The sequence below is a fragment of the Bacillus sp. TCT6 genome (genome assembly GCF_056033845.1).
On sequence record NZ_JBVYHX010000001.1, the window covers coordinates 1298745 to 1325312 of the forward strand.

The 26568-nt window shown below is 36.2% G+C and carries 18 protein-coding genes and 1 riboswitch; of the genes, 11 read left to right on the forward strand and 7 right to left on the reverse strand.

The window, feature by feature from the left end:
* Positions 1-41 precede the first annotated feature (41 nt).
* Entirely contained in the window at positions 42-15074 is a 15033-nt protein-coding gene (locus tag AC0ONG_RS06665) for a DUF7507 domain-containing protein (RefSeq protein WP_474203542.1), read from the reverse strand.
* 122 nt (positions 15075-15196) lie between these two features.
* Between AC0ONG_RS06665 and AC0ONG_RS06670 the strand changes: the two genes are divergently transcribed.
* Positions 15197-16057, forward strand: coding sequence for a GNAT family N-acetyltransferase (locus AC0ONG_RS06670; protein ID WP_000571018.1), 861 nt, complete (start codon positions 15197-15199; stop codon positions 16055-16057).
* A gap of 42 nt (positions 16058-16099) precedes the next feature.
* Here the strand turns inward: AC0ONG_RS06670 and AC0ONG_RS06675 are convergent, their stop codons facing one another.
* Positions 16100-16660 (reverse strand): cysteine hydrolase family protein, encoded by a 561-nt coding sequence (locus tag AC0ONG_RS06675; RefSeq protein WP_000806312.1) that lies wholly within the window; start codon positions 16658-16660, stop codon positions 16100-16102.
* A gap of 182 nt (positions 16661-16842) precedes the next feature.
* On the opposite strand from AC0ONG_RS06675, the gene AC0ONG_RS06680 reads away from it, so the two are divergent.
* Positions 16843-17103, forward strand: a complete 261-nt coding sequence (locus tag AC0ONG_RS06680) for a DUF6123 family protein (protein ID WP_001195212.1) — start codon at positions 16843-16845, stop codon at positions 17101-17103.
* Between the two features lie 2 nt (positions 17104-17105).
* Here AC0ONG_RS06680 and AC0ONG_RS06685 read toward each other — a convergent pair whose 3' ends face one another.
* From AC0ONG_RS06685 to AC0ONG_RS06695, 3 genes are all read right to left on the reverse strand, one after another.
* Positions 17106-18011 carry a DMT family transporter gene (locus AC0ONG_RS06685; protein ID WP_474203543.1) on the reverse strand — a complete coding sequence of 302 codons (906 nt, stop codon included), beginning with the start codon at positions 18009-18011 and terminating at the stop codon, positions 17106-17108.
* Between the two features lie 13 nt (positions 18012-18024).
* A complete protein-coding gene (locus AC0ONG_RS06690; RefSeq protein WP_000573877.1) occupies positions 18025-18411 on the reverse strand; it encodes a reverse transcriptase-like protein in 387 nt (128 codons plus the stop codon).
* A gap of 69 nt (positions 18412-18480) precedes the next feature.
* Positions 18481-19353, reverse strand: coding sequence for an aldose 1-epimerase family protein (locus AC0ONG_RS06695; protein ID WP_000562118.1), 873 nt, complete (start codon positions 19351-19353; stop codon positions 18481-18483).
* 131 nt (positions 19354-19484) lie between these two features.
* Positions 19485-19529, forward strand: a riboswitch (PreQ1 riboswitch).
* A 6-nt stretch (positions 19530-19535) separates the two neighbouring features.
* Here AC0ONG_RS06695 and AC0ONG_RS06700 point away from each other — a divergent pair.
* From AC0ONG_RS06700 to AC0ONG_RS06710, 3 genes are all read left to right on the forward strand, one after another.
* The gene (locus AC0ONG_RS06700) at positions 19536-20021 is read left to right on the forward strand and encodes a QueT transporter family protein (protein WP_001026475.1); all 486 of its coding nucleotides are present in this window, start codon (positions 19536-19538) and stop codon (positions 20019-20021) included.
* 151 nt (positions 20022-20172) lie between these two features.
* Entirely contained in the window at positions 20173-20832 is a 660-nt protein-coding gene (locus tag AC0ONG_RS06705) for a ribonuclease H family protein (protein WP_000875533.1), read from the forward strand.
* Positions 20833-20844: 12 nt separating this feature from the next.
* On the forward strand, positions 20845-21021 hold the full coding sequence (locus AC0ONG_RS06710; RefSeq protein ID WP_000358801.1) for a zinc-finger domain-containing protein: 177 nt from the start codon (positions 20845-20847) through the stop codon (positions 21019-21021).
* Positions 21022-21054: 33 nt separating this feature from the next.
* On the opposite strand, the gene AC0ONG_RS06715 is transcribed toward AC0ONG_RS06710, so the two are convergent.
* Entirely contained in the window at positions 21055-21303 is a 249-nt protein-coding gene (locus AC0ONG_RS06715; protein WP_000534400.1) for a DUF2564 family protein, read from the reverse strand.
* 119 nt (positions 21304-21422) lie between these two features.
* A complete protein-coding gene (gene cspB / locus AC0ONG_RS06720; RefSeq protein ID WP_001161731.1) occupies positions 21423-21620 on the reverse strand; it encodes a cold shock-like protein CspB in 198 nt (65 codons plus the stop codon).
* A 262-nt stretch (positions 21621-21882) separates the two neighbouring features.
* Between cspB and AC0ONG_RS06725 the strand changes: the two genes are divergently transcribed.
* The 6 genes from AC0ONG_RS06725 (at position 21883) to AC0ONG_RS06750 (ending at position 26508) form a co-directional block, all read left to right on the forward strand.
* Positions 21883-22611: a YqcI/YcgG family protein gene (locus AC0ONG_RS06725; protein ID WP_001082150.1), complete on the forward strand. Its 729-nt coding sequence runs from the start codon at positions 21883-21885 to the stop codon at positions 22609-22611.
* A 14-nt stretch (positions 22612-22625) separates the two neighbouring features.
* Positions 22626-23369, forward strand: a complete 744-nt coding sequence (locus tag AC0ONG_RS06730) for a LysE family transporter (RefSeq protein WP_001196838.1) — start codon at positions 22626-22628, stop codon at positions 23367-23369.
* A gap of 19 nt (positions 23370-23388) precedes the next feature.
* Positions 23389-23682 (forward strand): hypothetical protein, encoded by a 294-nt coding sequence (locus AC0ONG_RS06735; RefSeq protein ID WP_000286366.1) that lies wholly within the window; start codon positions 23389-23391, stop codon positions 23680-23682.
* 78 nt (positions 23683-23760) lie between these two features.
* Complete coding sequence (locus tag AC0ONG_RS06740) at positions 23761-24390, forward strand: sterol desaturase family protein (protein ID WP_000755395.1); 630 nt, start codon at positions 23761-23763, stop codon at positions 24388-24390.
* A gap of 223 nt (positions 24391-24613) precedes the next feature.
* Positions 24614-24955 (forward strand): DUF485 domain-containing protein, encoded by a 342-nt coding sequence (locus AC0ONG_RS06745; RefSeq protein WP_000817366.1) that lies wholly within the window; start codon positions 24614-24616, stop codon positions 24953-24955.
* Positions 24956-24957: 2 nt separating this feature from the next.
* Positions 24958-26508: a solute symporter family protein gene (locus AC0ONG_RS06750; RefSeq protein ID WP_001098235.1), complete on the forward strand. Its 1551-nt coding sequence runs from the start codon at positions 24958-24960 to the stop codon at positions 26506-26508.
* The last annotated feature ends 60 nt before the right edge of the window (positions 26509-26568 follow it).

A 26568-nucleotide genomic window follows, 5' to 3' on the forward strand; every position in this document is an offset into this window, starting at 1 on the left:
TTGTAATTTGGTTTCAACCAAACTACAATCTCTTTTTTAATTTAATTCCACCAAATCCAAGTCCAAAGGTAATTTCTTGCATTTTGGGGAGTAATCCGTATGAAGCGTTCACCGTCAAAGAAGCAATTTAAATTTGGAAGTGTTTCGTCTGGATTTTCTGGAACAAAGGTGACGATGTTTTCGTTGCTTGTAACGGTTACTGTAATTGGTGGATCGGTAGGCGAGACTTGAAGTTGTAACGAAATATTGGCCGTATTTTTAAATTGATTATTAATAGGTGGACTTATTACTTGTACTGTGAATAACACGATAATTGTTTCATTTGGCTCTAAATTAGTGGCAACTAGGAAACCGATATTTGGGTTCGCTAGTGGAGAGCGTTCACCGTTAATAAAGACAGTGCCGTTTATAAATTGTAAACCTGCTGGAATGGTATCTTGTAAAGAAATATTTGAGAGTGAAATTTCGGAAGTATTTGTAATACGCACCGTGTAATCAAAGTATTGGTTTAAATAAGCGGAGCTGACGGAAGCGTTTTTCGTGACTGTTGCAGTTACAAATTGAACTGGTATACGAACAATATTTGAATTAACAATGAAAGTAATAATTGGATCCTGTGGTGTCAATTGAAAAGCAGCGGTAACTGTTGCAGAATTTATAATTGTACTGTTTGAAGGAATAGAAGTTACGAGAACTTGAAATGTTATAGTTGCTACTGTATCTGCAGATAAAGAACCAATATTAATACCAGTGTCTGGACGAACATTTTGAACCGAAGTACCGTTAATTGTTACGCTATTTTCTATAAATGTTGTACCAGCTGGAATGCTGTCTATAACAGAAGTACTGATTGTCGGAATGGGGGAGTGATTAAATACCGCTAATGTGAATGTAATGATATCTCCTATAACGACAATAGATTTGTCAGTTGTTTTTTCAATGCGAACCATCGGATCAATGACTGTCGTTGTAACGGTATTTGTTTGTTTTGTAATTGTAATAGGTGGTTTTGTTGGATCAATGATAACGGTATAGGAAACAGAAGCATCATTATTAATTGTAGATTGAAGAGTAGAAGAAGATATTGTCACTTGGAACGTAATAATAACAGATTCATTAGGAGCAAGATTTCCTAACGTAATACCATTTTCAGGATTTTCATTAGGCTGATTGATTCCGTTAATCGTAACACTATCAGCAACAAAAGTCGTATCTATTGGTACGGTGTCTATGGCAAGAAGGTCTTCAATCGTTACATTACCGCTATTCGTAATCGTAATTGTATACGTTAAAGTTTGACCAGGTAAGGCATTCGTTACATCAACAGATTTTATGGCAATGACATTATCATTTTGGACAGTAGTTGTGACGGTATTTGTTGTAGTCGTATTTGTAACGGGTACGTTATTTGGGTTGACTACATAGTTAAAAGTAGTAATTGCGTTGTTGTTTAGTTCATTTGGTGTTGGAATAGAAGTCACAGTTACTTGGAATGAAACGATAGCATCTCCACCAACAATTATAGTGCCAATTGGTATGCCGCTTACTGGATTCACTCCCGGAAGAGCTTCTCCGTTTACAATGACGCTATTTTCTATAAACGTAGTACCTTGAGGAATAATATCTTGAATGTTTACATCATTTGTTGCAACATTACCGGTTTGATTTAGTGTAATCGTATACGTTAACGTATCACCAACCGTTGCAAATGCAAGGTCAACAGCCTTATTACTATTCAAATTCGCGTGATTAATTTCTGTTGCGGCAGCTGATGAAATAATAGTTTCGGTAATAGGTGGTCGATCTGGTACCGTGTATTCATATTCAATTGTACTCGTGTTAGAGATTGGATTTGTTTGTGGAATCGAAGTAACCCGTACTTGGAATAGAATAGTTGCTGTCGTATTAGGCGGAATGTTATCAATTTGTATACCGTTAAGAGGGTTGTCATTTGGCCGAGCATTGCCGTTCACGATAACACTATTCTCTATAAAGCTCGTATTTGCTGGGATGATATCTGTAACAATAATGTTTTCGACTTGTATATTTCCGTTATTTATGATGGAAATTGTATAAGGGATGATAGTTTGTAAGTCAGCATATTGGATAGGCGTTGTTTTTGTCGCAATTACATTAGCAGAAATAACTTCAGTGAAGGTAATATTGCTAGTCGATATTTGTTCTTCCGCGTTTATTGTATAACGAGAAGTTGATTGATTTTGAACATGGCCGCTAGCAGGAAGAGCTACGACGGTAACAGAAAATGTGACTGGGATAGAAGTGTTAGGAGTAATCGTTCCTACAAGTATACCTGCACTTGGATTGGCGTTAAGCTGAGGAATGTTATTTACTAAAACGCTACCGTCAATAAAAGTTGTTCCATCAGGTATATTGTCTGTAAATACAACAGCAGTGGCATCCGTATTCCCTGTATTCGTTAAAGTTGTTGTATAAGTTAAAATGTCACCAATTGTTACAGAGGTCAAATCAACAGTTTTAAGTGAAACGATATCAGCATCATTAATTTGAACGAAAGTAGTATTGGAAGTAGTAGATTTTTGAATTGGTGCAAAGTCAGGATTGAAAATAAAGTCGTAGACGATGTTTGCAGTATTAGGTGCTGGATTTACAACAGGTAAATTCGTAACGGAAACTTGGAATGTTATTGTAGCTATTTGACCTGCTGCGACATTAGGAATGGAAAAGCCGATATTCGGATCTGCTGCAGGAAGTACAGTATTGTTAACTATTACACTTCCTGGAATAAATGCTGTTCCATCCGCTATAGTATCTGTAAAAAAGATGGAGTTAGTTGTAGTCGATCCGTTATTTTGAATGAATACTGTATATTCAATGGTTTCATCAATGTTAGCTAATACAGTATTAGCGGATTTTGTAGCAATAAGAATAGCATCAATAAATTGTATATTTGTACTATTGGAAGATGTCGTTTCTGAAATTGGTGGTGCGCTTGGGTCTGGTTCATACTCATAGTGAATGACTGCGATATTATTAATGTTATTTTGTGGCGGTATAGAGACTACGCTTACTTGAAAAGTAACAATAATTGTATTATTTGGAAGGATAATATCAAGGTTGATACCGGTAATTGGATTTTCATTAGGTCTCGGTATGCCATCTACAAGAATGCTATTTAGAACGAATGTGGTCCCAGCTGCAATTGCGTCAATTAGGAGAGTATTTGTAATAGGTACTGTACCGGCGTTTGTAACTGCGACTGTATATGTGATGATTTGACCAATGCGTGTAATGGATCTATTGGCGGATTTAATGGCACTAACATTTGCCGTCCGCACTTCAGTATTTACTGCATTTGATAACGATCTACGCTGAATAATTGGAGAACTAGGGTCAATTTGGTATTCGTACGAAGTGTCTGAAATATTAATGACTGTATTGCCCTCTGGTATATTTGTAAGTTGTACTTGGAATGAAATAGTGACTGTTTCATTTGGTTGTATCGTGCCGAGAGTTACTCCGTTTTCAGGATTAGCGCCAGGCTGAATTACATTATTTATTGCTAAGCTATCTTCAATGAATATAGTACCTTCTGGAATGTTATCAATGAAAACGGTATTGTTAGCTGGAACGCTTCCTATATTTTGAAGTGTATTTGTGTAGGTAATAATTTGCCCGATTGATACGAAAGTTACATCCGCACTTTTAACAGAAATAATATTTGCATTTTGAAGTGATGTTGTAACGATATTAGAATTTGCAGAACGATTTACTGGTGGGGCTGCAGGAATACTTACATATTGGTAAGTTGCTGAAGATTGATTTACAATTTCGGTTTCAGTAGGTGGATTATTTGTTTGCACTTGAAATAGTATCGTTTTGGAACTGTTTGCTGGAATTGTTCCAATCGGTATTCCGTTTTCTGGATTTACACCTGGCTGAAGGATACCGTTAATTGTGACACTATCGGGAACGAATGTAGTCCCAGCTGGAATAGAATCTGTGAAATTAATATTTATTGCGTCAACATTGCCGATATTTTTTACTTCAGAAATATAAAGTATAGTTCCGCCAATATCAACAGTTGTTGGATTGGATGTTTTTGTAATTGTCAATTGTGCTTGCACGAAATTTGTAATGACGATATTACTAGTAGATGTTTCAGTAATAGGCGGTTGCCCTGGGTCTGGCTGAATTGTATAAGTTGTGTTGGATTGATTTGTAATTGATTCTTGCGAGAATGAATCGTTAATAAGAATTTGGAACGAAATAAGGTGCGTAGCGTTTGCAGCTAGGTTAGGCAAAGTAACACCTACATTAGGATTGGCATCAAGTATAGCTGTTCCGTTAAGTGTAAAACTATTTTCTACAAAGGTAGTCCCTTGAGGGATAGTGTCTGAAAATGTGAGATTCGTAGTTGGGATATTTCCTGTATTTTCTAATGTTATTGTATAAGTCAAAATATCACCTGTTGTTGCTTGTTGTGCATTGACTGCTTTTAAAGAAAGGATAGTCGCATCCGAAATTTGTGTGAAAGCAGGATTAGACGTAATTGTTCGAGAGATGATGGGAGCAGTTGGATCAGCGATAAAATTATAGTCAATACGGGCCGTATTGGAAATTGGATTCACGCTTGGAATGGATTGAACGATAACCTGGAATGTGACGCTAACTATTTCTGACGGTGCGATGGAGTTTAATGGTATTCTTACATTAGGATCGGCACCTGGAACGGAAACGTTATTAATAGTTACGCTATTAGGAATAAATGCAGTTCCTTCTGGAACCAAATCTGTTAAAGTAACTGTATTTGCAGTAGTATTTCCGTTATTTTGAACGACTACTGTGTAAGTGATTGTACCGTCAGTAGATTGTACGAGAGAATCTGTATTTTTAATTGCGGATAACGATGCATCAACAACAGCTGTGTTAACCGTATTAGATGAGGATGTTGCTGTAACTGGAGGTTGACTTGGATTGACGATATACGTGTAACTTGTAATGGCTTGATTGATAATTGCTCCTTGCGGTGGAATAGAACTAGCGAGAAATTGGAACGTAATAGTAGCAGAATCACCTGGTGCGATAATACCAACTGGAATACCGAGAGTTGGACTTGCATCTGGAAGTGAAACTCCGTTGAGCGTGACACTATTTGGAACAAATAATGCTCCCTCAGGAATGCCGTTAATGAGTAATACAGAGTTTGCAGGGAAGTTTCCAGTGTTCGTTAATGTTGCTGTATACGTAATTACATCTCCGAGAGATACGATTGTTCGATTTGCTTGTAAAACAGTTGTAACAGTCGCGTTATTAATTTGTGTTGAAGCGCTATTAGAATTTATCGTGCTTGTAACAGGAGGAGAGGCTGGATCAACGATGAATGCGTATTGAATAGATGCTACGTTTGTAATCGGATTTGAAGGTGGGGTTGATGTAACTATGACTTGGAAAGTAATGGTTAAGGAACTACCCGCGTTAACTGTTCCGATATTAACTCCGTAATTTGGATTTGCGCCTGGAAGGCTACTTCCATTTACAGTAAAACTATTTTCAACAAAGGTTGTTCCTGCTGGAACCATGTCTGAGAAATTTACATTCGTAGCGTTTGTATTGCCATTATTTTGAATCAAAACTGTATAAGTGATTGTATCTTCAATATTTGCAAAGGCTGTATTAGTAGTTTTTACAGCTGAAAGTATTGCTGAATTAATAGAGGTAACGAAGACGTTCGTTTCCACATTGCCAGGTTGAGCCTGTAATGCATTGCCTACGTTATATTGGAAGTTAACAAATCCTAAGTTTTGGAGTTCAGGTGTGAGCGTTGTTGGGTTGCTTACAATTTGAACTTGGAATACGATTGTTACGATTTGATTTGGAGTTATTGTATTTATGCCAACGCCGTCAATGATAGAAGCGGATGTTAATGGAGTTCCATCAACAACAACTGATCCTGCAACAAATTGTGTCCACGATGGTATAGGGTCTGAGAATACAACATTGTTAGCTGGGATATTTCCTGTATTCGTAATAGTTGTTGTATACGTAATCGTATCACCAATCGTTGCAAATGCTTTATCTCCTATTTTAATCGTATTTAAAATAGCACTTTCAATTTGTGTTGAAACGCTATTAGAAGTAATGTTTTTTGAAACTGGAGGATTAGCTGGATTAACGATATGTTGAAAGCTAACGCTAGCTTGATTAGTAATTGGATTTATAGGCGGAATTTCATTGGCATTAATATGGAATGCTACGATGACAGATTCGTTTGGCGCAATATCACCAATTGGAACGCCTGTAATGATATTTGCATTTGGGATGCTAGTTCCGTTTAGTGTAAAACTATTTGGTTCAAAGGAAGTTCCGTCTGGAATAAGGTCGGTAAAAATAACATTCGTTGCACTAACATTTCCGCTATTTGTAATTGTAACGGTGTAGGTAATATCCTGCCCGATATCTACCGTAGATACATTTGAATTTTTTTGTGCAGTAAGGGTAGCGCTATTAATTTGTGTTGTCGTTGTATTAGATTGATTGGAAGTTGTAATAGGTGGCTGGCTAGGATCAACGACATAATGATATGTGATAGAAGCAGAGTTAGAAATGGGATTAAGTGTTGGAAGTGTAATAACAGTTGCTTGGAATGTAACGATTGCCGCATTACCACCATTAATGGAACCAATATTTACACCAGTAGATAAATCAGCGTTTGGAATGGTTTGCCCATTAACTGTGAAACTATTTGGAACGAAACTTAAATTACTATCAAGAATGTCAATAATAGTTACATCAGTTGCAGTCACATTCCCGGTATTAGGGAGGTTAAGTGTAAATGTTATTGTATTACCAACATCCGCGAAAGTAAGATCTGCTGTTTTTATGCTAATAATAGTTGCGTTGTTTATTTGAAGGAGTGTAGTGTTGGAAGTAGCTGTACTCGATACTGGCGGATTACCTGGATCAACAGTAAACTCATACGTCGTTGATGCTGTATTTGGTGCTGGGTTACTAGGAGGAATACTGTTCACTGTCACTTGAAAGACGATACTATATATTTCATTTGGTGGAAGTGTTGCAAGTAATACACCTGTATTTGGATTCGCGTTAGGTTGTAAAACGCCATTGACAGTTAATGTGTTAGGAACAAATGTGAGTCCACTTGGTAATACATCTGTGAATACAATGTTAGTTGCATCGGTATTTCCTACATTGGTAATAGAAGTAGTATAAAAAGCAGTTTGCCCGATATCTGCAAAGGATACACTTTCATTTTTCGTCATGGATAATATGGCTTCTTTAATTTGCGTTGAAACAGGATTACTAATTGAAGTTTCTGCATCAGGTGGTGAGACTAATTGGTACGATGTTGATGAGAAATTTACAATGGGGTTTTCCGTTGGTAATGACGTTACAGTAACTTGGAACGAAACGGTTACTGTAGTCCCGGCTGTTATAGTCCCAATATTCACACCATTCGATGGATCCGCACCACTTTGAGGAACCCCATTAATAGAGAATGTGTTTGCAATAAAAGTAGTTCCGCTCGGCATTGTATCTGTAAATATAACATTTTGTGCGGATGAGTTTCCATTGTTTGTTAAAGCGACAGTATAAGTGAGTGTGTCTCCAATACGACTAAAGGATTTATCGACTTGTTTTAATGAAAGAATGGTAGCTGTATTAATCGTAGTGAACACTGTGTTTGAAGTAACATTTCTTGAAACAATAGGGGCATTTGGGTCAGCGATAAATGTGTAAGAAGCACTAGCGGAATTGGCAATAGGATTTTGAACAGGTGTAGAAGTAGCCGTCACTTGAAATGCTATAGATATTGAGCTGTTAGGAGCAATTGCTCCAATCGTTATACCTGTATTAGGATTAAGGCCAATTTGCGTGATGCCATCTATTGTAACGCTATCAGTAATAAACGTTGTACCATCTGGTATAAGGTCGGTGAAAGTAATATTCGTTGCATTTGTATTACCATTATTCGTTAAAATTGTCGTATAGGTAATGGTATCACCTAGCGTTACAAGTGTTTGATCAACTGATTTAATCATCATTATCATAGCATCTAATACAGGGTTTGTAACAATGTTTGTTGAAGTAGAAGTAGTAGCAGGAGTTCCGTTTGGATCAACAGTATAAGAATATAAAATTGTATCGTTATCCATAATTGAGCTTGAAGGGGGAACAGAAATCACATTTACTTGGAAAGTAACAGTTACTGTTTCACCAGGAGCGATATTTGGTATATTTACTCCGAGTGCTGGCTGTGCACCAAGCTGCTGGATGCCATTTATAGTGATCGAATCTGGTACAAAAGTAGTACTAGGAGGAATCGCACTTGTAAAAGTTATATTTGTAGCTGGTGTATTTCCTGTATTCGTAATAGTCGTTGTATACGTAAGTGTATCCCCGACGGAAATAATAGATTTATCAACACTTTTTGTTGTAGTTAATACTGCGCTATTAATGGTCGTTGAAACTGTATTAGATACAGCTGTTTGTAATGCAGAAGGTTGGCTAGGATCAATCACATGTTCAAATTGTATGGAACTAAAATTAGAGATAGGATTTATACTTGGAATGTTTGTAACAAGTACGTTGAGAGAAATAACGGCCGTTCCATTTGGGTTTATATTTCCAATCTGTATCCCGCTAGCTGGATTTCCGATTTGCTGTGTACCAGAATCGTTTGTAAGAGTGCCAGATATGAATGTCGTTCCGTCAGGTAAAATATCTGTAAAAATGATATTTTGTGAAGTGACATTTCCAGGGTTACTTAATGTAATTGTATAAGAAATTGTATCGCCAATCGTTGCGAAAGTTTTATCTACAGATTTGATTGCCACAATTTCTCCGGAATTTATTTGTGTCGCAACGGGATTGGATGTCGTACTTCTTGAAACGAGTGGTAAATTAGGTCCTGTAATAAATTGATAGTCAATGGAGGCACTATTTACAACCGGTGAGTTTGGTCCACCAGGTCCAATTGTGAAAATTGGATTTGGAATACTAACTACTTGAACGCGAAAGGTGACGTTTGTAAAATCTCCTGCAATAATATCCCCAATTGGTATTCCATTCGCTGGATTTACCCCAGGCAATAAAACTCCGCCGACTCGAACGCTATCTTCTATAAATATTGTGTTATTTGGAATAGGATCTGTAAAAATGATATTCGTAGCAGTTGTGTTCCCTACATTTTCTAATAAAACTGTATACGTTAAAAATGAATTTCCAGGTGCTACGTCAGAAAATAGTCGATCCACACTTTTCGTTGCTTGAATAATTGCTTCATTAATTTGAACTAAAGTTGGATTACTTGTAGCTGTTTCTGTCACCGGTGGCTGGGTAGGGTCAACAATGATCAAGTATGTCGTACTGGATTGGTTCAAAGTTGGATTTGTAGCTGGTATTGAGCCAACGATAGCTTGAAAGCTAATTGTTGTCGTTCCTCCAACTGGAATTGAGTCTAAAGAGATTCCGCTATCTGGTCTAAATCCAAGTTGTGGGATGGTATTAATTTGTACGCTATCAGGAACGAATGAAAGTTCAGGTGGTAATATATCGATAAAAACAGGTGTGTTTGCGGTAGTATTTCCGCTATTAGTGAGAGTAGTTGTATACGTAATTGTATCGCCAACAGCGGCAAATGCACTGCTCGCAGTTTTCGTTGCGATAACGGAAGCTGAATTTACTTGCGTAAAAGTTGTATTGGATTGAACTGTTCGTGAAACAGGCGGTTCATTTATATCAACAATAAAGCTATATTGAAGCGATGATTTGTTCGGAATTGGATTAGGGTTTGGAAGCGTTGTGATGTTTACTTGGAAACTGAGTGTAACCGATGCATTTGAATTTAAGTTACCAATATTGATACCGTTTTGTGGATTTGCATTCGGGACGGTTACACCATTTATCTTAAAGCTATTTGGGACAAGGGTAGTACCGTTTGGAATTGTATCTGTAAAAACAATGTTGTTCGCAGTAGTATTTCCTGTGTTTGTAACAGATGAAGTGAATGTAATTGTATCACCAATCGTAGCGAAAGTTGTACTAGCACTTTTATTTATTACTAAAGTAGCGTCAATAATCGGTGTAACTGTTGTGTTTGTAACGGTACTACCAATAGCTGGCGTTTCAGCTGGATTCACTGCATATTCGTAGTTTACAAGAGCATTATTCGTTAAAGTTCCACTAGGTGGAATAGCCAGAATTTTCACTTGGAATGTAATGAAAGTAGTGTTTCCTGGTGAAATATCGTCTAAATGAATCCCTAATGAAGGATCTAATCCAGGTTGGGAAACATTATTTATTGTAACGGAATTTGGGATGAAGGATGCACCAGGTCCAAGCCCATCTGTTAAAACTGTAGCACTAGCAGGGATATTTCCTGTGTTCGTAACTGCAATTGTATAAGTAACGATATCTCCAATTGCAGCATTCGGTGTGTTCACTGATTTTGTAGCGATAATCGTGGCATTATTGATTTGAGTTGTTATTACGTTACTCAGCGCATTAGCGGATGCTGGAGGTAAGTTAGGATCTATGACATACTGATACGTTGTATTACTTTGGTTCGGGATTGGATTCGGGTTCGGGATAGAATTTACTTGTACTTGGAACGAGATGATTGTATTTGTATTCGGATCTATTGGATCGATTGCAATTCCGCTTGCTGGATTGACATTAGGCAGTGCATTCCCGTTTACAGTAACACTATTAGGAATGAACGATGTCCCGTTTGGGATTACATCTGTAAATATTACATTTGATGCAAGTGTATTCCCGTTATTCGTTAAAGTAGTCGTGTACGTAATAATATCATTTACGTTAGCAAACTGTTTATCTGCCGATTTAGTAGCGGCAATTGAGGCGTTATTAATAGTTGTCTGTACAGTGCTAGAAGCAACCATCTGCATCACAGCGGGTTTGGATGGATCATACGTATATTGGAATGTTGTGCCTGATTGATTTGTAATCGGATTTACAGCAGGGATAGTTGGTACAAAAACTTGGAATGCAACGGTGCGTGATGAATTTGCTCCTATCGTACCAATCGAAATGCCGTTAGCAGGATTTGCATTAGCTATAGGGACATTATTAATCGTTACAGTATTAGGAATGAAGAGGGTACCCGCTGGAATGATATCTGTAAACGTTACATTAGCAGCAGGGATATTCCCGTTATTTGTTAAAATAGTCGCATATAATATGATATCACCGACATCAGCAAAGTTTGTGCTTGTTAGCTTTGTAGCAATGATATTAGCAGTATTAATTTGTGTAGTTACTATATTGCTAGCAGCGTTTCTAACAAGAGCGGGTAAATTTGGATCAGCGATAAAGCTATATTGAAGTGAAGCGCTGTTTTGAATTGGATTTGGTGAAGGTAGCCCATTTGCACTTATTTGAAAAACAATCGTTGTAAAACCACCCGAAGGAATGGAGCCGACTTGAAGACCGGTACTGGGATCTGCACCTAGTTGTAAAGCACCACCTATAAAAATACTATTTGGTACGATAGTGGTGCCATTAGGGATTATATCAGTAACAATAACATTATTTGCTGTAGTATTGCCAAGATTAGCTAAAGAAATTGTATATGTGATTGGTTGCCCTACATCGGCGATAGTTAAATCTACTTCTTTGACAATAACTACATTAGCTAAATTAATTTGTGTACTTACAGTGTTACTTACAGATATTTCTATAGTTGGTGGATCTCCCGGATTTAGAATAAAACTATACTGTGTACTAGATGAATTTATCGTTGGGTTTTGTGTTGGTAAAGAGGTGACGGTTACTTGATAAGAGACGGTAAGTGAGCCGTTAGCAGGAATGGAAGGTAGTGGAACACCTATATTTGGATCTGCGTTATTTTGGAGTACACCATTAATAAGAAAAGTGTTTGGAATAAAGGTAGTACCGTCTGGATTTGTATCTACGAAAGTAGGACTATCAGCAGAAACACTTCCTGCATTCGTCAAAGTAACAGTATAAGTTAATATATCCCCTACGGTAGCGAACGCTTGATCCACTGTTTTTGCTGAAATGACATTTGCATCGTTTACTTGAGTAAATGTAGTGGTTGAAGTAGTGTTTTTATTTACAGGTGAAGCGTTTGGATCAACGATAAAGTTGTAGGAGACGAAAGCGCTATTTGAAATAGGGTTTGGATTTGGAATGCTAGTTATTACTACTTGGAATGAAGCTGTAATTGTAGTATTAGCATTGATGCTACCAATATTGATGCTAGCTGGTGTTATGCCCGGCTGAGTAACACCGTTAACTATAACACTGTTCGGTACAAAGGAAGTGCCATTCGCGATGGAATCGGATAGTAATACGTTGTTTGCTGCAACATTTCCATCGTTAGTAAGAGCAAAGGTGTAAGTTAATACATCGCCAACTTCCGCAAACGTCTTATCTACAGATTTATTAGCATGGAGATTTGCTAGTCTAATTGTAGATGTAACAGAATTAGAATTTGCTGTTTTTGAAGTTGGTGGCAGACTTGGATTTACAGTGTAAATGTAAGAGGCAAAAGCGTTATTAAGGATAGGATTTTGTGAAGTAATATTAATAACTGTTACTTGGAAAGAGAGGATAAAAGTAGCTCCAGCAGGAATTGTGCCAATAGGTAAAGCAACGAGAGAATCTACATTTTGCAAAACGCCGTTGAGCGTTACCGAACCTAATGTTAATATCGTTCCATTTGGAAGTGGATCTGTTAGTTGTACGTTATTAGCGGCTGTATTTCCACTGTTTGTAATAAGGATTGTATAACCTATCGTTTCACCAATTGTGGCAAATTGTTTGTTAGTTGATTTTGTTAATGTTACATTCGCATTGTTAATTTGAGTGGAAACGAGATTAGAAGAAATGTTTTTTGTAACGGGTGATTGGATAGGATTGACGGTATATTGATAAGAAGCATTTGATCCATTAGATACGACATTTGACACGGGTATTGTGTTTACTACTACTTGAAATGTAACATTTTTTGTTGTGCCGCTTGGGATGGATCCAATGTTCACGCCGTTAGCGGGATTTGCGCCCACTTGTGTAGTGCCATCTATTGTTAAACTGTTTAAAACAAAAGTTGTTCCAGTAGGAATGACATCTGTAAAAATAACATTGTTCGCATTTGTATTACCTGTACCTGTAAAAGAAACGGTGTACGTTAGTGTATCACCAATATCTGCAAAATTTTTATCTACTGCTTTTACCATTGTTACAGTAGCGTTATTCACTTGAGTAGATACGATATTTGTCGTATCAGTCCCACTTACTGCAGGTTGATTTGGTACAGGAATATATTGATATGTTGTTGTTCCACTATTTAATATTGGATTTGTTTGAGGGATAGAAGGAACGAGCACTTGGAATGAAATAGTAGTAGTGGAATTTGCGGCAATCGAACCAATTGATATACCATTAGCGGGATTTGCTCCAGCTTGAGTAACTCCGTTAACAGTTACACTTCCTGGAATGAAAGTAGTTCCGCTAGGAATCGGATCCGTATATATAACGTTCGTTGCAGCGATATTTCCTATATTAGCTAAGGCAATACTGTAAGTTAATGTTTCACCAATATCGGTAAAAATTTTGTTGACTGATTTTGTTCCATTAATATCTGCCAGGTTAATTTGTGTTCCAGCAGAATTGCTTGTTGCAAGACCGTTAAAGGTTGTTCCTCCGGCGATAGGTGTATATTGAAATGTAATATTAGCGGTATTAGAGATAGGGTTTTGACTTGGAAGAGAAACGACAGTAGCTTGGAAAGTTACTGTACGAGAAGCACCATTATTGATTGTTCCAAGAGATATACCAGCGGCGGGATTTGCGTTTGTTTGCGGGACATTATCTACTGTTACAGTGCCAGGTATAAAGGAAGTCCCGTTAGGGAGAATGTCTGTAAAGGTAACATTATTCGCCGGAAGAAGTCCGGTGTTAGGGATCGTAACTGTATAAGTGAGAATATCTCCAATTGCAGCAACACTTTTATTCACGCTTTTCGTTGCTTGTATAGTAGGTGAATTTATGTTGATTTGTAAACCGACTGTATTTAACATATACGCATCTCCGTTAGTTGTTAAACGGATTGCGGCGGACACTTGTGAGTTTGTTAAATAAGGAGAAATATCAATAGAAGTAATATCCCAGCCCTGTCTCCCAGCGGAGATGTTTGTGCCTGTAGAAGCACTTTGATTTCGCGTTCCAAATGTCCCAGTTGTATCTAAGTTTCCAGCAGCATTATTAATTTGAGAACCGAAGAAGTTATTTACAGCATTATTTGGCCCAGATAAAGCATTTAATGAACTGAAATTTGGTCCAAATAATGCTTGATCCCCGGTTAAATCTGCATCTCCTTCAGTGGAGCTTAAGAATAATCTCCCGCTTACAGGTCCTCCTGCGGGTGTTAAAAATCCTGAAACAGCTACATCTGCACTACCAGTATCAGCAGAAACACGGTTACCAGCTACGTAAATGGTTAAGTTTCTTGCAGGCAATGTCCCGTTTTGATAAGCGACAATGAGTGTCCATCCAGCCGAGTTAATAGATCCATTTGAAGCATCTAAAGGATCAACAAGTCCAGGGACAGCTCCTGTAGTATAGGAACCAGAACCCCCCGCTTGAATAAGAGTTGTTACGTCTGCTGAACGAGTATAAAAGCCAAATGTAATAGAGTTTGAAACGAATGTTTGATTTGAAGCTGTAACAGCTGAAGGAGTAATTGAGTATGTTGAAACGGGTGTCGTAAATGAAACGGGATTTCCTAGAACACTTGTAATATTTTGATCGCGAGTTAAATAATTTCCTCCCCATATGAGTTCTGCGTAAAGAATAGTACTGCCAGCAGGGATATTTAAAATAGCGGTAGAACTATTTTGTGTATAGTTTAACGTTGTACCAGCAGGAAAAGTAGGAACTTGTAAAGCTGTATTCGTAGTTACGAACGCACCAATGGCCCCGATTGTACCAGCACGGTTTTGATTACTAATTTTACTTAAGCCTAAAGTATTACCTGTAATAGCGAGTGCGCCGTTAGTGGTGGTAGAAAATCGATTCGTAATGGGCATGTTGTCACCTCATTTACAATATAGTCTTGGTCAAAATAACATATGTGTGTGACAAATAAAGGGAAACATGTACAAGTTGATTTAGTAATAATGATTTAAATGTCTAGATAAGGGGATGGAGTATGATTGAATTGGAAATTAGGGTGGAGCGTCTTAGGAAAGAACAAATAGGCGATATTGTAGCGTTATCTTCTTATATTGGCTGGGATTATAACATAGAAGAAATTGAAGCAGTTTTTAACTCAGGTATTGTATACGGCGTCTGGAATGAGAGAAAGGAACTTATTGCTAGCGCAGCAATTATATTATACGGGGAGGCGTTGGCATCTATTGGAATGGTAATTGTACATCCAGATTATAAGGGGAGAGGGATTGGAAAGATGACAACGAATTCATGCATGAATAGCGTATCAGCTCAAACTCCATGTATGCTTATTGCTACGGATGAAGGGAAGCCCTTATATGAAACATTAGGATTTAGGGTAGTAAGCTATGTTTCTAAATATATTTGTAACTCGTACAATGCGAATCATAAATGTGCAGAAAATGAAGAATATATGATGGTTTATAAAGAGAGTGATTTAGAAGGAATAATAAAAATAGATAAAGGCGCATTTGGGACAAGCCGAAACGAGTTTTTAAAACAAAGAATTATGCAAAGTGAGCAGTGTGTCGTTGTAAAGGATACGAAAGAAAATGTAGTAGGATACGGTATAAGTATACAAACGCCAGAAAATAAAATAATAGGACCAGTCGTTGCTAAAAATAATGCGATGGCGATGAGAATAGTACATGATTTAGCAAGAGGGCATAATGGAAAATTAAGAATGGATGTACCAGAAGGAAAGAACGATTTCATGAAAGAATTAGAGATTGCTGGTTTTAAAAAGGTGAATACACCACCAATTATGATGAAAAATAGTAATCGGTTAATAAAAAGAAATAGTGAACTATATAGTATTGCAGCACAAATTTTTGGATAAAGAAAGAATCCTTTTAAATGAAGGATTCTTTTTTGAGCTAATTTAATCACGATATTGGTCATGAGTTGGCTGAAAGAGGTCTTCCTCGATATCTCTCACCATAGAAAAATGATCAACGTTATAATGACCGTGTAAAGTTTTATTGTGATGAGCAATAATTTGCTCTGCAGATAATACGTTAGAATCAGTTGTGGAATGACCGTTTTTAATTAATGTAACATCAAATCCTTGTACAGTCGCAGTTCTAACTGCGGTGTCGATACAATGCTCTGTTTTACATCCACCGATAACGATATGGCCAATTTTCTCTTCTTTTAAAAGTTCAAGTAAAGAAGTGCCGTAGAATGAATTGGTTGCTGCTTTATTAATAAAGATTGCAGACTGAGGTACTTGAATTTGATTATGTACTTCAAATCCTTCTCCGCTACCAGAAGCAACATCGATATCTCTTACGAAAACAATAAGAGCATTGGAATCTATTGCTTTCTGCATGGCTGTATTTAGTGTAGATAATAGCTCGATTTTACGAAAAACTTCATTTTCTTGCTCATTTCCATCAATTAATTCTTGTTGAGCGTCGATAATTAATAGTGCTTGTTTCATCGTGTCTCCCCTTTAATATGAAATAAGTTCCACTGTACATATTCCTTCAGATTGTTAGGAAATCCTCCATTGCAAGCGAATTAGAAGAGCGATTTACAAAGTTGTCAAAGAAATTTCATTCTCATAGCGTGTAAAAACATGTATGATAGGAGATGGAGAATTTTTGAGTAGGTGGGAATAACATGCAAACAGTAGAAGATTATCTTTCATTCTTACATACGAAAGGATTTAAATTATCAGAGGAAGCACAAGGGTTTATTATGTTCGGACAAGGATATACTGGTGCGTCTGATGGGATTGTGAACGCAGCAATAGAAGCGACAATTAAACATCAATTGCAGTTTGATGGTAGTTATTTCGTTGCGTTATTAGAACGATTGAAAGAGGAAGAAATTACAGATAAAAAAAGCGCTAAGGCTTTTATGCGGAAGTTACAAGCATAACTTCACGCAGCCTGCGCTTCTTTTTTTGTTTTGGAAGGCCATTCAACAAAAATCATGCCCAGGAAAATACATAGACATCCGATAATAGCAGAAATAGAAAGTTGTTCATTTGCAACGAGAACGCCTGTTAATGCAGCAAAAACGGGTTCCATTGCGAAAATAATTGCTACTCTCGTTGGAGAAGTGTGCTTTTGGGCCGATGTTTGAATGAAAAAAGCAATAGATGTTGCAAACAGGGCAGTTAGAAAGAGTGCGAATAAAAAAGATTGATTCGTCCATAGTGATACTGAAAATAATTTTTCCCAATCTTCAAATAAAAAAGCGCAAATAGAAGAAAATATACCAACAGCTAATACTTGAGATGTGCTTAATAATAAAGGTGATATTTTCTTAGAAAAGAAGCCGTTAATAAGAATATGGGCAGCGAAAGCGATTGCACAACCGAGAACAAGTACATCTCCTATATTTAATTGGAAAGAATCAGCAGCTGTTAATAAGTATAAACCTGCTGTTGCTACAGCAATACCAAGTACGATAAAAATGGTAGCTTTTTGTTTTAAAAAGATAAAAGACAAAATTGGTACCATAACGATACTAAGCCCTGTTAAGAAACCTGCTTTTGAAGAAGTTGTATAAAGTAAGCCAAATGTTTGTAATACATAGCCAACACATAAAAAGAACCCAACGATTAATCCAGCGAGGCTACTCTGTTTTATATCTTGTTTTGAAGTGTTTTTTGAGAAAATCATTTGAACGAATAATAAAATAATTCCAGCGAATAAAAAGCGAATACCATTAAAGGTAAATGGACCAACGAAAGACATAGCATTTTGAACGACAACAAACGTAGCTCCCCAAATAAAAGAGACAAATAATAAAGCAAGAGGAGCAATCCAATCTTTTTTCACACTCATACCCCCGTTAATTTTGTAATATAGCTTTTCTAGCTAATTCATCAGCTACTTTATTTTGACTACTTGGAATCCACTTAATAAAAAAGAGATCGAAGTTTTTTATGTACTGTAGTGCTTCATCTAAAAGAGGTGCAAATATTTTATTTTTTGCGTATTCCTTTTCAACAGCCCGTTCGACAAGCTGGGAATCTGTACGAAAAGAGACAGTGCTATAATTATGCTCGATGCAATATTTTAATGCTAGAAGTAAAGCGCGGTATTCTGCTTCATGATTGGACATTGTTCCAAGTGGTAATGATAATTGTACAGGTGGCTGAACGCCTTTAATAAACACTCCTGCACCAGAAGGACCAGGATTTCCTTTTGATGCACCATCAATATATACTTCAATCAAAATGAGAAACCTCCAAATTATAAGGTTATCCCCTACTTAAATATTTTTTTGAAGTAGGGGATAGAGTAGTTATCCGATTGTGATGCTGTAACGACATGTAAATGTTTCATTCGCTTGTAAAGATTGAATTCCCTTTTTGTCCTTGAAATCTTTTGCTGGATTTACTTCATCAGCGATTCCATACCAAGGTTCAATACATAAGAAAGGTGCGTTATCCCCTGGTGTCCATACGCCGACAAATGGGAAGCCATCAAATTCTACTTTTACAAATTTATTATGTTTATGAGAACGAATCGAAATTTCATTCGTATTCATATTTTCAAAAATAAGCGCATCATTTTTGAATAAATCATATGTAAGTGGCAATTCAGTTGTATTTTCAGCGATTAATTGCTTTTTGTTTGAAAGGTAAGGTCCTTCTAATACGCTTGTTTCTAAGCGTTCCGAACCATTAAACGATAAGTGATAATCTGTAAATGATTCACCATCCAATAAAGGGAAGTTGAATCCAGGATGTGCCCCAATTGAGAAGAACATCTCTTTAGAAGTAGGATTGTTTACTTCATATGTTACATGAACGCTTTGTCCTTCTAGCTCATAAGAAACGAGTAATTCGAATTCGTATGGGTATTTTTTTAACGTTTCTTCATTATTAGTAACGATATAAGTGATCTTTGTTTCACTTTGTTCTTTCACAGAGAAAGTAAGATCACGAGCGAAACCGTGTTGTGTTAATGAATATGGTTTACCGTCTACGTAGTATGTATTATCTACTAATCGGCCGACAATTGGGAACAAAATTGGTGCGCGACGTCCCCAATATGTAGAATCACCTTGCCATAAATATTCTGTGTTGTCTTCTTTTAAGCGAACGCTTTGTAATTCTGCACCTTTGTCAGAAATGGAAACGATCACTTTTTCATTTTGGATTGTTGCTATCATGAAGTGAAACCTCCTAAATCTTTCATATGTTTCATTATACGTTGTCTAAAAGAAAAAAGGTAGTTCATGATAGGAATCTATTGACGAAAGAGGGGCTACCACGTAAAATATAATCTTGTTGCTAAAAAAAGAATAACGTGGTTCGAAACCATCCCACGTAAAAAAACTAAGGAGATTTTGTCATGAATATTAGAACTTTAGTCGGCAATGGTATTTTAGCGGCATTATATATTGCTGTTTCTATGCTTATTCAGCCATTTGGCTTTACGAATGTACAATTTCGTATTTCAGAGATGTTTAATCATCTCGTTGTATTTAACAAGAAAGCAATTTACGGAATTGTATTAGGTGTATTTTTAACGAATCTCTTTTTCTCACCTATGATCGCTTATGATTTAGTATTTGGAGTAGGGCAATCTATTCTTGCATTAGTTGCAACGATTATTTCTATGCGATTTATTAAAGGTGTTTGGGCTCGTATGATTTTTAATACGGTTATCTTTACGATTACAATGTTTATGATTGCAATTGAACTTCATCTTGCATTGGGTTTACCATTTATGTTGTCTTGGTTAACATGTGCAGTCGGTGAATTTGTTGTAATGGCCATTGGTATGCCTGTAATGTACTGGATTAATAAGCGAGTACAATTTGAAAGATTTATGTAATAGATGAAAGAGCTATTCCTATAGGGATAGCTCTTTTTGTATGTAATCATATTGAATATAATGCTGTGACTCTAGATAAAATATAATAAAATAAAGTAAGGCTTTCATTAGCTGGCTACATATAAGAAGTCTTATATAAGGGGAATCTAGTATGAAATATAAAATTCATTGGTTGTATAAAACGAAGCGAGGATTGCAGACGGAATTAACAACAGATTATATGAACATAGAAGAAATACTTCAATTTGCAGAGGATTTTGAGAAAACAGGAAGAGCTAAGGAACTTTTATTTTACGATGAAATGGATGCAGAATGGTCATTAAAGGAAATGAAAAAACTGAGTAAACAAGTAGAGGAAGAGCCCCAAGAAATACTCGTTTATTTTGATGGGGGATATGATGTGCAAACGAAAGAAGCTGGCGTTGGTATATGTGTGTACTATAAAAAAGGAAATACAAACTACCGCATTCGCCGCAATGCATATATAGAAGGTATAGATGATAATAATGAAGCGGAATATGCATCACTATTATACGGTATGAATATACTCGAGGAATTAGGGATTAAATATGAAGCAGTTACACTTCGCGGAGATTCTCAAGTTGTATTGCAGCAATTGGCGGGAGAATGGCCTTGTTATGATGAGCATTTAAACCATTATTTAGATCAAATTGAACAAAAGGCGAAGCAAATGAAATTAAAACTTGTATGTGATCCGATATCTAGAAAACAAAATAAAGAAGCACATCAATTAGCAACGCAAGCATTAGAAGGGACAGTCATTGATAGTCATAAAGAAATAACCGAATAGAGAGGTGCAAAGGTGGATAAAAAGCAACTCATTACAGAGGTAAATGACTTATTAGAAACATATTGTGAAGGATGTTTCTTGCGAGAACATAATCGAAAGACAAATAGTAAATATTATGCACATTCATTTTGTATAAGACAATGTACAGTTGGAGAAACATTGAAAAAGTATGGAGAACAGTTGTCATAAAAAAACATCCAGAGAAAATTCTCTGGATGTTTTTTAGTGCTTTGCTTCGTTTAATTGCTGCTCGCATTTGCTTAGTTTCTTTTCCTCGTTCATTAAAAATGGTTCATCTAAATCTACTGCAACAGATTTCATAATTTCAAGCTGTGAGCGAGCTGCTTCTACTGCAGTAGTGGCATGCTCTAATGTGTCTGGATCCATTGAAATTGTTGCAGAACCTACCATCTTTTGTGCTGTTTCTACACGGAATTTTACTTCTTCAAAATCATTTACTTCTGATCCCATTAATAATTCCTCCTTTGTATAGTGCGCATTTTACATAGTTTTTGCTCTGTAAAACGGAAATATACAAAGGAATAACAAAGAAGGTTACCAAGTAAGGTAACCTCCTGTTATATGTTGGATTAAAGTTTTACTACGTTAGCAGCTTGAGGTCCACGGTTACCTTCAGTAATGTCGAAAGATACTTCTTGACCTTCTTCTAAAGCTTTGTAGCCGTCTCCTTGAATAGCAGAGAAATGTACGAATACATCGTCAGCGCCTTCCATTTCGATAAATCCAAAACCTTTTTCGTTGTTAAACCATTTTACTTTTCCTTGCATGTTACAATTCCTCCTAAAAGCGTTTACTATTTTCATTTAGTGAAATTCATTTAAAGAAATAATATAAACTAAAAATGCTATATTCTTGAATATTCTGCTAAATGATTAATTTAAATATACACGAATTGGGAGAATTTAGTCAAGTAAGCGGTTTTATTTTTTATATTTTTAAATAATTTTCCAATCAAATTTTTAAATAGGTATAGGACAGGCCGAGTATGTAATATTCTTAATTGAATGCTATACATAACGAGGTGAAAGAATGAATAGGTCGTACTTATTAGATAATGAAGGAATGAGAACGAGAACCGACATACCGGATTGGGTTGCAAAAGAATTTGAGATTTTTTCAAGTGTCGTGTTAGAACCAACTTTTCCATGTTATTTCGGTTTAACAGCTTTGAAAAAGAATGAACTTCGTTATTCATTTCTTTCTCATAATGATTGGAGTCATTTGCCGCATACAATGTTATCTTTTTTAGAGTTAATGAAAGAGAGGCCGATTGTAAGAAGGGGCTTTTTCCTTTTTGTAGAACCGGAATGTGAAGAACGATCACTCGAATATTACCGTGATTCCTTTTGGAAAGTGTTACAGTATTTACATGAAAACGATAATCAAGCATGGCCAAAGCAAATTCCTGAGGATCCAGACCATTATTTATGGGAATTTTCATTTTGTGGTGAGCCAATATTCGCATTTGGAAACGCGCCAGCTTATAAACAACGAAAAACTAGACATTTAGGGAATTCTCTCGTTATTGGGTTTCAACCACGCACTATTTTTGATGGATTAGAGGGGGATCGTCCTAAAGGAGCATATTCAAGACAAATGGTCCGTGAGCGAGTTGAAAAGTGGGATCAATTGCCGAAACATCCTAACATTAGTCATTATGGTGACCCAGAGCATCGTGAATGGAAACAATATTTCATAGGAGACGATGTAGAACCAATAAAAGGGAAATGTCCTTTTCTTCATAGGATAGAAAAGTAAGAGCCATCACCTATATGGCTCTTTTGTATATTTTGGATAAAAAAGGGTATTTTATTATGGAAGCTAGTCCATTTTTTCAAATTACATCATTAACTAGTAGTAAAGAGAGTAGAAAGGATAGAGCGATGTTTGGAGCAATTATACAGCAAATCGTATTAGGTATTTCATTAGCTGCACCAGTAGGGCCGATTAATATTGAAATGTTAAAACGAGGAATTGAACGTGGGTTTTGGCATGCTTGGGTTGTTGGAATTGGTGGAATGACTGCAGATGTTTTATTTATGCTTCTCATTTATTTCGGTTTATCTTCTGTGTTTATGTATACATATGTACAAGCCTTCATGTATTGCACGGGTTTTTTCTTGTTATTTTATTTAGGATTTCAAAGTGTAAAACAAGGAATTTCCCACTCAAACATGGAATATAAAAAAGAAGAGGTAGGTGGTCTTAAGCAATCGTTTATGGCAGGATTTTTAATTGCGATATCCAATCCATTAAATCTTGTTTTTTGGTTTGGTATATACGGAAGTACACTTAGCTCATTACTTACGAAGGTAACGAAACAAGAAGCTTTTTTGTACAGTCTTTGCATTATTGCAGGTATTATTTTATGGAATTTAAATATTGCTTTTTCTGTACATTTTGGAAGAACTTTATTAAAACCAAAAGCGCTTGGCTACATAACAGCCGGAGCAGGTATTATTTTAGTAGGTTACTCTATACATTTTGCATACAAAGCTTTACAGTTGTTCACATAAGATTGAAGGGGAGATTTTTATGTATCGAACCACTATTGACGGAAAAGAAATTATAATTACGTTAGCGCCAAAAATCCGAAAAGAAATTACTGATAGAAATCCACTATATGAAGCAGTATTTCATAATGCTGCAAGATTGCTACAAACAAAGCAACCGACGTTTGCAGTAAATCATCAAATATTTGGTCTCATTATTGGAGAAGTGCAAAGAGGAGAAGTAACAGTGTTTGCAGTGGAACATATTATTCCGAAGCAAAATATATTTGGGCCAAACAATTTTTTCTCGGCAATAGAACAGCAGGCAAATTTGTAAAGTGAATAGAACAAGAATAGAAAAGAAATAGTCGTAACGATATGTTGCGGCTGTTTTTTTGGAAAAGGGGGAAACAAGATGAAGAAAGTGGGGAAAGAGTTCTTTTTACAACATGATATTGTTATTATGTATAGCATTCTATTTATTTTCATTATTATTTTAAAAATGCAATTTTTTACGTGGTTTGGCATGTTAGCATGTATGTTTGGGATTGTTTTCTATACACTTAATGAATATATGACACATCGTTTTTTATTCCATATAAAGCCACCTAAAAACACATTTCTATTAAAAATGTTAAGAAGATTGCATTATGATCACCACGTATATCCAGATGATTTAAAACTTTTGTTTTTACCTGTATGGTTTAGTATACCTAGTTTTACTATATATTTACTTATAGCATATGGTATTACAAAAAGTCTTACTATTACACTTTCATTTGGAATCGGAATGATTATTATGCTGCTCGTTTACGAATGGAAACATTATATTGCCCATAGACCGATTCGTCCCGTCACTAAGTTTGGAAGATGGCTAAAAAAACAACATATATTACACCATTATAAAAACGAAAAGTTTTGGTTCGGTGTTTCAAATCCAGTATTCGATTTTATATTTGGAACACTTAAAGACGGAAAAGAGGTTGAGTTAAGCGAAACAGCTCGTAATTTAGAAAAGGAAAAAAAGACAAAAGTAGTGCGTTAAGCACTGCTTTTGTCTTAATGAGGAAAAAATAAGTAAGGTGTCACTTTATGTTGAAAAAGTATATTAAAAATTTAGGGGAAATTGCCGAAAAATGTCTATCAAAAAATCTTTGCATGAATGCACGGATTGTCTACAATAAGTATAAGTTTCTGAATATTTATAAAATTTAGTCTTTAGGTATGCAAGGGGGAAGTGCATTTCAAGTAAGAGAGGGGATCGGTTAATGAAACGAGATGATACGTCAGCACGTAAGTTGCAAAATGAGGTGAATTATACAGAGGTCGTTCAGTCGGAAGAATTTCAATTGTTATTAAATACGAAAAAGAAGTTTATCATTCCAATGAGTATTTTCTTTTTTAGTTTTTTTATCGCATTACCTATTTTAACATCGTATTCAAAGGTGCTCAATACACCTGCATTTGGTGACGTTACATGGGCGTGGGTATTTGCTTTTTCCCAATTTATCATGACATGGGCACTATGTATGATTTATAGCAAAAAAGCAGAATCATTTGATGAAATCTCCCGAAAAATTCTGCAAGATATGCAAAAAGGGAGGGGCTGAACTTGAATACTACTGCGTTTGCACTATTTTTAATTATTGTTCTTGGTACGCTTGTCATAACCTATTTTGCATCGAAAAAAACGAAAAATGCGAGTGAATTTTATACGGCTGGAGGGGGATTAACTGGTTGGCAAAATGGTCTGGCCATTGCTGGAGATTATATGTCTGCTGCTTCATTTCTTGGTATAGCCGGAGCAATCGCATTAACTGGGTTTGATGGATTCTTTTATAGTATCGGTTTTTTAGTTGCTTATTTAGTTGTACTATATCTTGTTGCAGAACCGCTTAGAAATTTAGGAAAGTACACTTTGGCGGATATGATTGCAGCACGCTTTGATGCGAAAAAAGTTCGCGGAGTCGCAGCTCTTAATACGATGACGATTTCTATCTTTTATATGATTGCACAATTAGTTGGCGCGGGTGCACTTATTAAATTATTATTAGGAATTGAATATACGACATCTGTATTAATCGTTGGAACACTTATGACGGTGTATGTTATTTTTGGTGGTATGACAGCAACGAGCTGGGTACAAATTGTAAAGGCTGTATTACTTATGGCTGGTACGTTTATTATTTCTGTTATCGTTTTCGCAAAATTCAACTTCAGCGTGACTGAAATGTTCGCTCAAATGAAAACAGCTACACCATTAAAAGATTCATTTTTAAATCCAGGTGTAAAGTATAAGGATGGTCTTGATACACTTTCTTTAAATTTAGGACTAGTACTTGGTACAGCTGGATTACCACATATACTTGTCCGCTTTTTTACAGTACGTGATGCAAAAACTGCACGTCAATCTGTCGTATATGCGACGTGGTTAATTGGTGCATTTTATATTATGACGATTTTCTTAGGATTTGGTGCGGCGGCTTTTGTAGGAAATGAAGCGATTATTAAAGCGAACCCAGCTGGTAATATGGCGGCACCTTTATTAGCAAAAGCGTTAGGTGGAGATTTCTTATTTGCTTTCGTATCAGCAATTGCTTTTGCAACAATTTTGGCTGTAGTGGCAGGTCTCGTATTAACGGCAGCATCAGCATTCGCTCATGATTTTTATAATGAGATCATTCGCAAAGGGAAATCAACGGAAAAAGAGCAAGTATCTATGGCTCGGTATGCATCTATTGGAGTAGCGATACTATCTATCATACTTGCATTATTTGCCCAAACATTAAACGTAGCATTTTTAGTATCATTAGCATTTGCAGTTGCAGCGAGTGCAAATCTACCAGTGATTTTATTTACAATATATTGGAAGCGTTTTAATACAACGGGTGCTATTTCCGGTATGATTGTAGGGCTCGTATCAGCAATTGTTCTCGTAGCGTTGAGTCCGAATGTTTGGAACCCTGTAGCTGGAAAAGCTATTTTTGTTGGGGAAGCGATATTCCCATATACGACACCAGGAATTATTTCAATTCCGCTCGGATTTCTTGCAGCATATTTAGGAACTGTTTTATCTAGTAAGAAAGAAGATGCAGCGAAATTTGATGAAATTCTTGTGAAATCTAATACTGGTCACGGTATTAGTGATGCGTCTTCACATTAAATAAAAGAGGAGCTTTTCGATAGATAAGAAAAGCTCTTTTTTCTTTTGTCATTTTCTTGT